Annotated in this window: 14 protein-coding genes; 8 read left to right on the plus strand and 6 right to left on the minus strand. The window is 65.8% G+C overall.

Annotation, left to right across the window (positions count from 1 at the left end):
• The first annotated feature begins 47 nt into the window (after positions 1-47).
• Complete coding sequence (locus ACQPW1_RS42425; protein ID WP_433658930.1) at positions 48-695, plus strand: HD domain-containing protein; 648 nt, start codon at positions 48-50, stop codon at positions 693-695.
• Positions 696-753: 58 nt separating this feature from the next.
• Here ACQPW1_RS42425 and ACQPW1_RS42430 read toward each other — a convergent pair whose 3' ends face one another.
• A complete protein-coding gene (locus ACQPW1_RS42430; RefSeq protein ID WP_433658932.1) occupies positions 754-2,211 on the minus strand; it encodes an MFS transporter in 1,458 nt (485 codons plus the stop codon).
• 74 nt (positions 2,212-2,285) lie between these two features.
• On the opposite strand from ACQPW1_RS42430, the gene ACQPW1_RS42435 reads away from it, so the two are divergent.
• On the plus strand, positions 2,286-2,768 hold the full coding sequence (locus ACQPW1_RS42435) for a MarR family winged helix-turn-helix transcriptional regulator (RefSeq protein WP_433658934.1): 483 nt from the start codon (positions 2,286-2,288) through the stop codon (positions 2,766-2,768).
• Between the two features lie 6 nt (positions 2,769-2,774).
• Here the strand turns inward: ACQPW1_RS42435 and ACQPW1_RS42440 are convergent, their stop codons facing one another.
• A complete protein-coding gene (locus tag ACQPW1_RS42440) occupies positions 2,775-3,758 on the minus strand; it encodes an Lrp/AsnC family transcriptional regulator (protein ID WP_433658936.1) in 984 nt (327 codons plus the stop codon).
• A gap of 143 nt (positions 3,759-3,901) precedes the next feature.
• On the opposite strand from ACQPW1_RS42440, the gene ACQPW1_RS42445 reads away from it, so the two are divergent.
• Complete coding sequence (locus ACQPW1_RS42445) at positions 3,902-4,762, plus strand: SDR family oxidoreductase (RefSeq protein WP_433658938.1); 861 nt, start codon at positions 3,902-3,904, stop codon at positions 4,760-4,762.
• Positions 4,763-4,808: 46 nt separating this feature from the next.
• Positions 4,809-5,399 (plus strand): hypothetical protein, encoded by a 591-nt coding sequence (locus tag ACQPW1_RS42450; protein ID WP_433658940.1) that lies wholly within the window; start codon positions 4,809-4,811, stop codon positions 5,397-5,399.
• Between the two features lie 31 nt (positions 5,400-5,430).
• On the opposite strand, the gene ACQPW1_RS42455 is transcribed toward ACQPW1_RS42450, so the two are convergent.
• Positions 5,431-6,207 carry a hypothetical protein gene (locus ACQPW1_RS42455; protein ID WP_433658941.1) on the minus strand — a complete coding sequence of 259 codons (777 nt, stop codon included), beginning with the start codon at positions 6,205-6,207 and terminating at the stop codon, positions 5,431-5,433.
• A 209-nt stretch (positions 6,208-6,416) separates the two neighbouring features.
• Here ACQPW1_RS42455 and ACQPW1_RS42460 point away from each other — a divergent pair, with 209 nt between their 5' ends.
• Positions 6,417-6,734 carry a hypothetical protein gene (locus tag ACQPW1_RS42460; protein WP_433658943.1) on the plus strand — a complete coding sequence of 106 codons (318 nt, stop codon included), beginning with the start codon at positions 6,417-6,419 and terminating at the stop codon, positions 6,732-6,734.
• Between the two features lie 104 nt (positions 6,735-6,838).
• A complete protein-coding gene (locus ACQPW1_RS42465; protein WP_433658944.1) occupies positions 6,839-8,689 on the plus strand; it encodes a lipase family protein in 1,851 nt (616 codons plus the stop codon).
• A 24-nt stretch (positions 8,690-8,713) separates the two neighbouring features.
• Here the strand turns inward: ACQPW1_RS42465 and ACQPW1_RS42470 are convergent, their stop codons facing one another.
• The 3 genes from ACQPW1_RS42470 to ACQPW1_RS42480 all read right to left on the minus strand — a co-directional run bounded on the left by ACQPW1_RS42470 (position 8,714) and on the right by ACQPW1_RS42480 (position 10,785).
• On the minus strand, positions 8,714-9,298 hold the full coding sequence (locus ACQPW1_RS42470) for an NADPH-dependent FMN reductase (protein WP_433658946.1): 585 nt from the start codon (positions 9,296-9,298) through the stop codon (positions 8,714-8,716).
• Between the two features lie 77 nt (positions 9,299-9,375).
• Complete coding sequence (locus ACQPW1_RS42475; protein ID WP_433658948.1) at positions 9,376-10,485, minus strand: hypothetical protein; 1,110 nt, start codon at positions 10,483-10,485, stop codon at positions 9,376-9,378.
• A 6-nt stretch (positions 10,486-10,491) separates the two neighbouring features.
• Positions 10,492-10,785: a hypothetical protein gene (locus ACQPW1_RS42480; protein ID WP_433658950.1), complete on the minus strand. Its 294-nt coding sequence runs from the start codon at positions 10,783-10,785 to the stop codon at positions 10,492-10,494.
• A 61-nt stretch (positions 10,786-10,846) separates the two neighbouring features.
• Here ACQPW1_RS42480 and ACQPW1_RS42485 point away from each other — a divergent pair, with 61 nt between their 5' ends.
• Together ACQPW1_RS42485 and ACQPW1_RS42490 are read left to right on the plus strand one after the other, a co-directional pair.
• Positions 10,847-11,062, plus strand: coding sequence for a hypothetical protein (locus ACQPW1_RS42485; protein WP_433658952.1), 216 nt, complete (start codon positions 10,847-10,849; stop codon positions 11,060-11,062).
• Between the two features lie 725 nt (positions 11,063-11,787).
• On the plus strand, positions 11,788-12,168 hold the full coding sequence (locus ACQPW1_RS42490) for a nuclear transport factor 2 family protein (RefSeq protein WP_433658954.1): 381 nt from the start codon (positions 11,788-11,790) through the stop codon (positions 12,166-12,168).
• Positions 12,169-12,177: the final 9 nt, after the last annotated feature.

Raw genomic sequence — 12,177 nt, forward strand, 5'->3', positions numbered from 1 at the left:
TGCGTGCATCGACTCTCCTCCGAGATCTGATGTGAGAGAGGTCGGGCATGACCAGCGAGACAACGGCGACGCTTGCGCTGCCACAGACGCCGCTTGCACAGGGCGTACTGGCGCTGACGCTGCGGGTGGAGTCACCGGCGGTCGCCAACCACAGCATTCGCAGCTTCGTGTTCGCCAAGCTCTTCGCCGAGCACATCCAGGCAAAATCCGGCGCGGACTACGATCCCGATCTGCTGTTCGCCGCCTGCGTGCTGCATGACATCGGCCTCAGCGAGGCGGGCAACCGCAACCACCGGTTCGAGGTCGACGGGGCGGACAAGGCCGCGGAGTTCCTGACCGAGCAGGGCCTCGGGGCCGCCGCCGTCGACTCGGTCTGGGAAGCCATCGCGTTGCACACGTCGCAGCACATCGCCGATCGCCGCGGCACACTCTGCATGCTCACCAAGAACGGGATCTCACTCGACTTCGGCAAGGACACCGAATTCATCAGCGACGAAGTCGGCGCGGCGGTGCACGCGCAGTACCCGCGGCACTCCATGGCCACATCGTTGGTGGACATCATCGTCGAGCAGGCGACGGCACGACCGGACAAAGCCCCGCCGTTCTCCCCCGCCTTCGCGCTGCTGCTGGAGCGCAAGATCGGACAGCGAACGCTGCTGGAGCAAGCGGCCGACCACGGCCGCTGGGGCAACTGACCCCACAAACAGCAGAGCCGACCCGGGCTGTCCCGGATCGGCTCCAACACTGTTCAGATCAGGCGTGCCCGACCTTGTCCGCCGCGTCGGGCGCCTTGCGCATCGGAATCAGCGCGGTCAGCACGATCGCGACGACGGCGGCCGCCGTGGCGATCAGGAACGTGGTGTGGAACCCGTCGCGCGACGGGAACACGTGCACGCCGAGTTGCATGGTCATGTGCGCGAGCACCACGCTCATCACGGCCGACGAGGTCGACGTGCCGACGGAACGCATCAGCGAGTTCAGCCCGTTGGCGGCGGCGGTCTCGGTGATCGGCACCGCGCCCATGATCAGCGCGGGCATCGCGGCGTAGGCCAGGCCGACACCGGCGGCGACGATCATCGACGCCACCATGATTTCCCAGACGCTGTTCATCAGCACCACGGCGCACAGGTAACCCGCCGCGATCACCGCGGAGCCGAGCGCCAGCGTGATCTTCGGACCGCGCGCGGCGGACAGCTTCGCCGACACCGGCGAGAGCAGGATCATCACGAATCCGGTTGGTGCCAGCGCCAATCCGGCGTTGACCATGGTCAGGCCGAAGCCGTAGCCGGTCTGCTCGGGTGCCATCAGCAGCTGCGGGAAGGTCAGCGACATGCCGTAGAGCGCGAAGCCGACCGCGACGGACGCGATGTTGGTGAACAGCACCCGCGGCCGCGCCGAGACCCGCAGGTCGACCAGCGGCGAACGCTGACGCAACTCGTACGCGCCCCAGCCGAGGAACACCACCAGCGACACCGCGAACAGGATCAACGTGGTCGGGCTGCCCCAGCCCCAGTCCGCACCCTTGGTGATCGGAATGAGCAGCGCCAGCAGCGCGATCGAAAGACCGAGCGCGCCACCGAAATCGAAGCGCGCGGGGGTACGCACCGGCGACTCCGGCACGAAGACGAAAACCAGTGCGGCACAGACCAGGCCGAGACCGGCGGCGGTCCAGAACAGCATGTGCCAGTCCGCGTTCTGCGCGATCGCCGCGGCCAGCGGCAGGCCGAGGGCGCCGCCGACGCCGAGCGTCGCGCTCATGATCGCCATCGCCGAACCCACCTTCTCGGCGGGCAGTTCGTCGCGCATGATGCTGATACCCAACGGAATTGCGCCCACCGCGGCACCCTGCAACGAGCGCCCGATGATCTCGGGGATCAACGCGGAGAAGCTCGCGCAGACCACCGAACCGGCGACCAGCGAGAGCAGGTTGACGAACAGCACCCGGCGCTTGCCGAACATGTCGCCGAGCCGGCCGCTGATCGGGGTGAACACCGCACCCGCGAGCAGCGTGGCGGTAACCACCCAGGAGGCGTTGGACGCCGAAGTGCTCAGCAGGTCGGGCAGGGTCGGAATGATCGGGATGACCAGCGTCTGCATCAGCGAGACGACGACACCGACCATGCCGAGGGTCGCGATGAGGACGGCCGGCGATGGACGCCTTCGGTCGTCGGTATCAGAGACGGTCGAAGACACGTCGGCAGCAACAGTCACAAATGTGCACGCTACACACCTTGTGTATCGTGCACAATTGGATATAACGTGACGCACCCGACATAGTGAGGCCCATGTCCGAATTCGGTCCCGCCGACAACGCAGCGCTCACCCGCCTGGTCTACGAGCTGACCCTGCTCGCCAGGCACTTCCCCGCGTCGCTGCTACGCCGCCCAGGCTTCCAGCTCGACCGCTCGGCCTTCCTCATCCTGACCAGGCTGGAGTGCGACACCGCGCTGAGCCTGCGCGAGCTGTCCGAGGCGTTCCAGCTCGACATCTCCACGATCAACCGCCAGGTCGGCGCGATACTCAAGCAGGGACTCGTCGACCGCGTCCCCGACCCCGACGGCGGCATCGCCCGCAAGATCCAGGCCACCGTCAAGGGGCTCGATGTGCTGGCCGCCGATCGCCTGCAGAGCCGAGAAGGTATCGGGGCGGTGGTCGCGGACTGGGCCGATACCGATGTCGATCAGTTGAGCAGGTTGATCGCGCGGTTCAACCAGTCGGTCGAAACCATCGAAGACAATCCGTGGCCGCGGCCGCCGGAGGTGCAGTAGTCGGCGCTAGCGCTGCACTGATTTCAACTCGGAGACAGCCCGTCCACCTGCTTTTACCGTCGCGAGGACCGGGGCGGTCTCGAGTGTGCGGATGGCGTCGAGGTTGCCGAGGCGGTCGGTGAGGTAGCGGTGCAAGGCGGCGGGGTTCGGGCACATCGCCTGGGCGACGAGATTCGCCGAGCCGGTGGTCGCGACGACGAAGGCGAGCTCGTTGTGGCCTGCCAGCGTGGTCGCGACCCTGTCGAGGTGGGCGGGGGCGACCGACATCCAGAGCAGGGCCTTGGTGGTTGCGCCTAAGAGCGCGTCGTCGAATTCGACGTCGAAGAAGAGGGCACCGGTGGCCCGCAGGTCGGCCAGACGCCGGGTGACTGTGGCCGGTGACCAGCCGGTCGCCGTGGCGAGTTCGGCGAGGCCGGTGCGGCCGTCGCGGCTCAATACGTCGAGCAAGGCGGTCTCGGCGGCGGAAAGTGTCCGCGGCTGCGGCGGGTCGACTTCCACCCGAAGTTGTTGTTGCTGAGTGGCATTCAGTGCGTTGACATGACCGTGCCATACGCCGGGTCCGCCGTGGTAGGTGTGCAGCACTAGATGTGCCGATACGCCGGTGATACCCGCCGTGCGCGGAATATCGTGCAGCAGTAGCGATCGCGAGGTCTGTGCGCCGAGTGGGACGTCGACGATGAGCAGGATCTCGGTGCCGCCGGACATCAGTTTGACCCACGAGGTGTCGGATCTGCGGGCCAGGGAGTTGGCGAGGTTCTGCGCGGCGGCCGTTGTGGTGGTGAGCCGAACCAGCCACTGCGCCTTGCCGATTCCGCCCGCGTCCGGTAGTCCGACGACGCGTAGGCCCGCCTCGGTACGCAGCCTGCGGTATCGGCGCGCGACGGTCTGGGTCGATACGCCGAGGACAGCACCGAGCTGACTGAACGGCGCCCTGCCGTCGATGTGCAGTGCGTGGATCAGGCCGCGATCCACCTCGTCCAGTGTGGTCATTCCTTTCATATCAGCACGCTGCGTGGAAGTTTTCCACTGTTTGCATGCGGCAGATGGATCGGTTGGCGGTTCTGGTCGCACTCTGATCCAGGCAGCGGGCGCTCAACCGGAACGCCCGCACCATCGAAAGAGGAAGCGACACCATGATTCTCGTAACCGGCGCCACCGGAACCGTCGGCCGCGCGCTGATCGACCAGCTGCTCAGCGCAGGCGAACGGGTTCGCGCAACCAGCCGACACCCCGCCACCGCGCACTTGCCCGCTGACGTCGAGGTGGTCGAAGCCGACCTGGGCAACCCAACTCAGACGGCCGCCGCCATGCGCGACGTGGACCGAGTGTTCCTGTTGTCCACTGGCCCTGCGATTCCCGAGCACGATGCGGTCGTCACTCGCGCGGCCGCCGAAGCAGGCATCGCGCGGCTGGTGAAGCTGTCGTCGGGCCGCACCGGCGACGACACCGCCACCGATCCCATCCCCACCTGGCACCGCGCGGGCGAACAGTCGGTGCGCACCGCCGGCGTGCCGTGGACCATCGTGCGCCCACTCGGTTTCATGTCCAACGCACTGCACTGGGCAGGCTCGATCCGGGCGCACGGCGCCGTATACGCGCCATATGGCCAGGGGCGCATCGCCGTCATCGATCCGCGTGACATCGCGGCAGTCGCGAAAGTCGCACTCACCACCGACGGGCACGACGGTCAGGTGTACACACTGAGCGGCCCGCAGGCGCTGTCTCCCGGCGAACAGACCGCCGTCCTCGGCGCCGTCCTCGGCCGACAGCTCGAATTCATCGAAGTCGCACCGGAACAGGCACGACAAGCCATTCTCGACCACGGCGTACCCACCGAATTGGCGGACGCGATCATGGCGCTGCGAGCCACCGCGCTGGAGGCATTCACCTCGGTCGTGCACGACACCGTCGCACGCCTCACCGGCACACCACCGCGCACCTTCGAGCAGTGGGCCGCCGACCACGCCATCGAGTTCCATTCCACCGCAGCCTGACTCGCCTCGGCCAGCGCCGCGGCGACGACCCCAGTACGATCAGAGCGTGAGGCTGGGAGTGGGGTTACTGGCCGTATCGGTCCTCGCGGCCGGGTGCGACGCCGATGCGAACGAGTGGTCCGACTGGACCGTCACGGCGTACTACACCGCCGTCGAGTCCTATCACGACGGCCCCCGTGAAGCCGTGCACGGCTGCACCACCATCGACTGCGTCGACTCCGATGCCCAACTAGGCGACCTACCAAGCGATTTCGTCGACGCGGTCCGTGACGAAGGCACCGGCCGCATCACCAGCGGCAGCAACGCGGGCGCCTACCTCAACTGGTCCTACGACACCGGCTTCTGGCTCGACTCGCACCCCCGCGACGCCGCGGGCGAAATCCTGCAACCCTTCCGCAGCGCCGCCGCCGACGGCCTGGACCCCGGCACCCTCGTCCGCCTCACCGACTGCGGCATCATCGACCCCGAATCCACCCCCACCTGCACCGCTTTCCAAGCCGCCGAATGGTCCATCGGCGACGAGTTCATCCCCGGCCCCAGCGGCCCGCACCACCTGGACCTCTATATAGGCGAGGAAACCCCCGAAACCCCCGCCTTCCCCCTCTTCGCAGGCGTCACCCTGGAACTCCTCTTGTAACCGCCGGGCCGCACCTCGATCGAATTCGACGTCAGCGCTTCACGACGGCGCTCATGACCATTTCGAAGAGCTCGCCAGCCATGTTCGTGGTCCCCTGACCGTCATGCTCCAACGTCTCGTTGCGTCGCTCCAGAGCGTTCGACGACGAGTAGATGAAGAATGGAGTCTTGTCGCCCGCACCCCTTATGCGGTCGAGCAGCACGTAACCCTCCCGTGGACCCTCACGACGTCCCATATCAGAAATGATGGCGGCAAACCGCTGTTGCTCCAGCTCCCGGAGGGCCACATCGGTCGACAGCGCCAGTGTGAAGCTCAACCCGAGCGCCTCGAAAGCATTGCGCTCGTACACATTGTTCTCCGGACGATCGTCAACCCACAACACGTGTCGATGCCAGAACGCACCTGCCGCGGTCTCGCCCGGAGTGTCGGTCGCCGCGCGCACCGCAGCTACCAACTGATCGATATTGATCGACGCCAGCTCCGGGTTATGGGTGGATGTCGCAACAGCCAGCGACGCCGTTGCCGTGAGCGCCGTGATGTAGTTTTCTTCGTTCTTGAAGTCACGGGGAGAGAACAACTTACCGCTATGGCGAATGACCAACCAGGTGAAAACACCTAACACCAGTATCGGGAAGCCGATAAGGAAGTAGATCAGCGGTGTCCGCTCAGCAGTGGTGAATGAGCCGGAAAACGCCGTAACCAACGCCGCCAACCCATAGACGAGAACGATGAACAACGCGATAATGCCGAGCGGGTTATGCGCCAGGCTTTTCGCTGTTTCTCCGAAATCCCTTATGGGACTACTCATCTACGCCCCCAACCGCTGCACACCAACATGGCGACCACACACTACCGCGACTGGCCGCCCGGCAGACCGAATCAACGAACTCGGCACGTTCGATCCGGGTGTCGGGGAACGCGGAGTCGGAAGCGCCAGGCGGGCAACGTAATAACGGAGTTCGTGGGTCCCCGGGGTGTCGGGGGACTAGGCTCTGCGGCTGGGTCGGACCCGACGTCTTGGGAGGCGCTTCGATTCACACGAAACAACACGCATGGTGGGACAACTATCTCGTCGCGTTGATCGGACTCGTCCTCGCGGCGGGGTTCGCGTTTGCCGCGATCGCCGCGGCCTCGGGTGGGGCGTATCCGTTGGCGATTGCTCTGGCGGTGCTGGCAGTGCCGTTCGCGATTCCCACCGTCGTTCAAGTGCTCGGCGAGTTGCTCATCTACCTGATGATTCCGGTCGTTTTGGTCGGATTCGTACTGTTTCTCCCGGTTCTCGCCGTCAGCCCGACGGCCCGGAAGTGGGCGCGACGGCGGTGGCGGAACCGCTGAGCCGGTACCGCGGGCCGACGAAGATCACATAGATCGATCGTTAGCCGTCCGTAGAGTTATCGGCATCGAGCTGTTGCCGCGTAACCGAAGGACGGAGGCTGCTGGTGAGCGGTAATACGGGCCGGACCTGGGACGCACGTGGAATCGCGTGGTGGCTGCCTGGGCTCGCGGTGATCGTGGCGGGTGTGTTGTTGTACTCGCCCTTCGGCGTCTCGCTGATCGAGGGACGCGTTGTCGTCGCGGTCGCGATGCTGGTGTTGGGTGCGTCGGCCGCCGCTCGGTGGTGGTTGGCGCGAACCGGTGACTCATCGGCGTCAGAGCCCGATCAGCTGTCGAGTCAAGGCTCCGCTCCACTCGCGCGTGCTCGGCGGTTGCTGGGCGTCGAGGCAGTGCTTGCGGCAGCCTTCGGTGCCCTCGGCATCGCCGGGCTGACGATGACCGTTTCGACGTCGCTGGTGTGGGTGGGAACGTGCTGGATCGCACTCGGAATCTGCGGGCTGCTGGCCGGGGCACGGCGCGACGATGTCGTTGTCGCATCCGCCGCACTCGCGGGCTGGCAGGTGCTCGCCGGCGTGATCCTCGCGACGCTGCCCTTCCGCACCGGCCTAGATTTCACCGCGTGGACCATCATCACGCTGTTGATCACCGGCGTGGCGATGGTGGTCCGCGGTCTCCGGCTGACCGCTCCCCTGCCCCGCGCGAGCACTTTGCGCTGGTGGCGACCGGCGGCGGCGACCGTGCAGCTGATTGTGCTCGCCGTGACGGTCGGCTGGTACGGGACTATCGTCACGCAAGCTGCCCGGCAGGACGCGGAGCAAACCCGACTGGCCGCCTTCTACGAAGTGCCGCAGGGCATTTCACCTGGACCGCCGGGAACTGTCATCCGTTCTGCGCCCATGTCACTGCCCGGCGTGCACGGCCACGGCCAGCGCATCCTCTATTGGTCCGAAGACCGGAACGGCACCCCCGCGGTGTCGTCCGGGATGATCTGGACGCCACTCTCCGAGGGCACCAACCGCCCCATCCTGAACTTCGCGCACGGCACCGTGAGCCTGGGCGCCGAATGCGCGCCGAGCAGGCAATCCGGCGTCGCCGCGTCCATGCCCTGGCTGAACGACGCGCTCGGCCGCGGCTGGGTGGTCGCCGCCAGCGACTATGCGGGTGCCGCGGGCACCGGCGACGGCGAGCACTACCTCGTCGCCGGTGACCAGGGCCGCGACACCGTGAACGCCGCCCGCGCCGCCCGCAATCTGCCCGGCACCGGCGCGGGCACCGACATGCTGATCTACGGCATCTCCCAGGGCGGTCTCATCTCACTGGCGGCTGCCGCCCAGTCACCCACCTACGCGCCCGAACTGCACCTCGTCGCCGACGCCGCCACCGCCCCGGCCTCCGACGTCGCGGGCATCCTCCGCGAGGACCCGCCCCAACTCCTCAACGGCTGGGCCGTCACCCCGTTCCTCACCACTGCATACGCCAAGGTCTACCCCCAACTCGACCCCAACGCTCTCCTCACACCGCAAGCCGCCCTGCGCAATCAGGAAATGGCCGGGGCCGGTTGCTCCGCAATACCTTTCGCCGCATTGTTCGCTCGAATCACCGCCGTCCCGGGCATGGGTGACTACTTCAAAGGTGACCCGCTCGCCGATCCCGCCTGGCGCCGAGCCTTCGAGGAGAATCGCGCCCCGGACATGCCGCCGGGCATCCCGATCTATCTGGCCCAGGGCCTGGAGGACAAACTCGTCCCACCGAAATTCACTGCCGCCCTTGTGGATCGCTACTGCGCTGCGGGCACTCCGGTGACAACTCAGTGGAATCCCGGTGTCGGCCATGACAACCAGAACGACGAAGCTGTCGCGCCCCGCGTCATCCAATGGTTCGCCGACCACCTCACCAATACCCCAACCCCGAACAACTGCGGCGAACCTCTGCCCGGAACTTTGGCCGGCCACTAGCCAATTGTGCTGCGGGTCTTGATATCAGGCCACGTATGGGCGATCGGCGCGGGCCGAACGAAGGGCGGATCCCCACCAGACGAGCTGGTTGAGCAGCTGGTCGGCGGCCGCCACGGGGGCTGACGGATCAGTCAGCTTGCCTGTCGCGTCGAAGAGTTGACCGGCTCCGTGGAAGCTCACCGTGTCACGCACGGTGACAGCGTGCAGTTCGGCGAACACCTGGCGCAGGTGCTCCACCGCCCGCAGACGCCCGGAAACACCTCCGTAAGAGACGAATCCGATCGGCTTGGCCTGCCACTCGGTGAAGTGCCAATCGATCGTGTTCTTGAGGGGTGCCGGATAGCTGTGGTTGTACTCGGGTGTCACCACTACGAACCCGTCGGCCGCAGTCAGTCGCGCACCGACGGACTGTAGCGCCCGCGCGCCGTCGGGCTCCGGTTCGTTCGACATATGTGCGGGCAGTTGGTCTTCCGCGAGATCGATGAGATCGATCGCGATGTCGGCACGCTGCTCGGCGTGTTCGACGAACCATTTGGCCACCGTCGGGGCGAACCGACCCGCCCGGGTGCTTCCCACGATCACAGCGACCTTGACCGGATTCTCCGTCATGACAACTCCTTTCGATGCCTGCGGGTGATGAGCGCAAGCATCAAACATCAACAAAGGTTGATGTCAAATCGCGGTGCTCAACCGCCTCTGCCGGGGACCCACCCGCGGCCGACTCCGAACGGAGTTCCGCCGAGTCGGCCACGTTCGATCGCGATAGCTGGGCGGTGGTGGTAGTCGGCCGCGAGGATTTGTTCGACCTCTCGGTCCTCATGCACGGCCAGGCACGGCGCTACGAATGCACAGGTCGAGCATTGCGCCGGTGCGGGATTCGGATAGACGCGGATGTCGGGGCGGACCATGTCCAGGATCTCTGCGGCCAATTGGGCACCGGCCGTGTGGATCTCGGCGGGGTTGCGTCTGATCGTGGTGCGGCGGAGTCCGTTTCCTTCGATCTGGGTGATCCGGTCGGTGGTCTCCGCCGGTCGGCCCTTCACGTAGATGCGTCGAGGTGACGAGACGCCGCGGCCGCCACCGCTGGGTTCATGCTGGGGTATACCGCCGCGGCGGCGTTCGGACTTGCTCGGGTTTCGCGGCGAACGCTCGTCGTCCTGTACCGCGAGCTCGTTATAGATCGTTCCGGCGACCTCCATACCGTCGTAGAAACGTTCCCACGCCCAACATGCCGCTACCGAATCCTCATCCAGCACAAGCTGTTCCGTTGACGGGAACGGCTCATCGATCAGCCGGTGGCGGACGACCCAATAGCGGTCGTACTCATCGATGGCCAGCAGGTCGATCCGGCCGGTGTAGTGGATTCCGCCGCCGTCGGGACCGGCCAGCCCACGTTCAGGATCGTTCGGGTCGGGCACGATCGCGTCGAAGTCGGTCTCCACCCGAATCGGCGAGAAGCGGTCGACGGTCGGCGCCCAGGTGAAGTAGCGCTCCAGCAGCAGATGGGTTCGATCGACTGCCGTCTGCCAGTCGGCCGGGTCGCCGCCGATTTCCGCGCGCTGTCGGCCGAGCGAATTGTCCAGGGCCTTGCTCACCAGCGGCAACACGATGCCCGCATCCCAATCCCACATCCCGGGGAAGTAGTAGACGGCGAGGGCGTCGCGCACCGCCCGATCCAGGTCGTACGTTGTTTGCCGAACCGGACTCAGGCAGCGACGCGCGGTGGCGCTGAAATCCCACTGCCGACGGCACCGCTTGAATGCGGCCCGATCTGCGGCACTGACCCGGTATTCCACTGCGCCTCAATGTGTCCGAGGCCAAGGCTCATTTAGCGGCCACCGACAGCGGTCCGCACCGCTACCGATCATCGACTCCATCTCCGCCAGTAGATCGTCGAGCATCTCCCGAGCGGCCACCCGATCACCGACCGCACGCTGCCAGCAGTAATAGATCCACGTATCGGCCGGCTCCTGGCCAGCGGGACCCTCGCCCCCACCGTGATACGCGTACGAATTCCCGCGCCGCTCGACGTAGACGAGATCGCCCGGCTGAGGGTCGACAGTCAGGATGGTGTTGAGCAGTTGCTCACGATCCACGGCCACCTCGCAGGGTTTGTCCGGCAGGTCGCATTTTACTCCGCCGGACAACCCCTGCTCGGTGCCAGAACGCCGCGCCGCTTACTTCGCTGGTGTGGTGACCGTCGGCGCGGGCGGCGAAGTGGTCGCCGCAGAAGTGTTCACGGTCGGCTGCGCGGTGGGAGACGCGGTGGTAGTGGGAGACGCGGTGACCGTCGGCCGAATCGGCTCGGGGCACTTCCTGTTCCACTCACCGAGGGCGTTGATCTCCGCGGGTGTCCGCGGATCACCCGTGTAATCGAACCGCTCCGTGCAGATGACACCGCAGTTGTCGTTGCAGTTGTCGGTACCACCGGGCCGCGGGGTCTCACCACAGACGATCACACCGCAGTTATCGGTCCCACCCGGCTGCGGAGCGTTCGGGTCCCCACAAAAGACCACACCGCAGTTATCGGTCCCACCGGGCGCAGGCGCCGTCGTGTCCGGTTGCCGAGCCGCGGGCTGTCCCTGGTCACCAACTCCCGGTCGCGATCGTTCCTGAACCTGTGGCCCCGGATTTCTCTGCGCCACACTCGTACTCGTCGGTGCCACAGGGATCGAAGTCCTAGTCACCGTGCTCGATGCAGGCGCACGGGAGTCCGACTCTTTAGTCCCACACCCCGCTACCACCAACACCAGCGCCACTGCGGCCAGCAGCACCCCTAGTACTGCACGCAGCCGACTACCAACCCACATATCTATCCTCATATCTCCTCCAGCTGCCGAAGCAGCACCCCGATCCGAACGTAAAAGTACACGGCGGCAGAAACTTTCGGGCGATTGCCTCATTCAGGACAAAACAGCAACTCAGGCAATCCAGGTCAAGACCTCAGAATGAGGGGCGGCCGCTCGTCGTCAAAGGCCGAGATTGCCGTGGCGCCAGTCGATCCCGTGAGCGAAATCTCAGGCCGTCGGCCTCATCTTGATGGCGTGCTGCAATGTGTACGCTGCGGCGTGCACCCACACCATGAAGGAAGGTCTGCCATGCCTGACGACGACGTGCGTTCAGCGCTACAACGCCACTGGGCCGCGTCGGACGCCAACGACTTTGCGACCGAACACGAAATCTACCGGGCTGACGCAGTTCTCGAATATCCGCAATCAGGCGAACGTATCCGCGGCCGACAAAACATTCAGGCCTCGCGCGAAGCACAGCCGAACGCGAAACGCTTCACCGTGCGACGCATACTCGGCGGCGGAGACCTCTGGATCAGCGAACTCGTCCTTACATACGACGACCAACCGTTTTACGTCGTCAGCATCATGGAATTCGAGGATGCAGAAGCAGTCCGCGAGACCCAGTACTTCGGCGACCCCTTCGCCCCAGGCCCGTCGCGCGCTCAGTTTGTCGAACGCATGGACTAGGCCCGCCGC

This window comes from Nocardia sp. CA-128927, assembly GCF_050955855.1.
Classification (GTDB): domain Bacteria; phylum Actinomycetota; class Actinomycetes; order Mycobacteriales; family Mycobacteriaceae; genus Nocardia.

What these genes read in the sequence shown, in the direction of transcription:
- ACQPW1_RS42425 (WP_433658930.1), top strand. Translation starts at nt 48, where the DNA reads ATGACCAGCGAGACAACGGCGACGCTTGCGCTGCCACAGACGCCGCTT.
- ACQPW1_RS42435 (WP_433658934.1), top strand. Translation starts at nt 2,286, where the DNA reads ATGTCCGAATTCGGTCCCGCCGACAACGCAGCGCTCACCCGCCTGGTC.
- ACQPW1_RS42440 (WP_433658936.1), bottom strand. Translation starts at nt 3,758, where the DNA reads ATGACCACACTGGACGAGGTGGATCGCGGCCTGATCCACGCACTGCAC.
- ACQPW1_RS42445 (WP_433658938.1), top strand. Translation starts at nt 3,902, where the DNA reads ATGATTCTCGTAACCGGCGCCACCGGAACCGTCGGCCGCGCGCTGATC.
- ACQPW1_RS42455 (WP_433658941.1), bottom strand. Translation starts at nt 6,207, where the DNA reads ATGAGTAGTCCCATAAGGGATTTCGGAGAAACAGCGAAAAGCCTGGCG.
- ACQPW1_RS42470 (WP_433658946.1), bottom strand. Translation starts at nt 9,298, where the DNA reads ATGACGGAGAATCCGGTCAAGGTCGCTGTGATCGTGGGAAGCACCCGG.
- ACQPW1_RS42490 (WP_433658954.1), top strand. Translation starts at nt 11,788, where the DNA reads ATGCCTGACGACGACGTGCGTTCAGCGCTACAACGCCACTGGGCCGCG.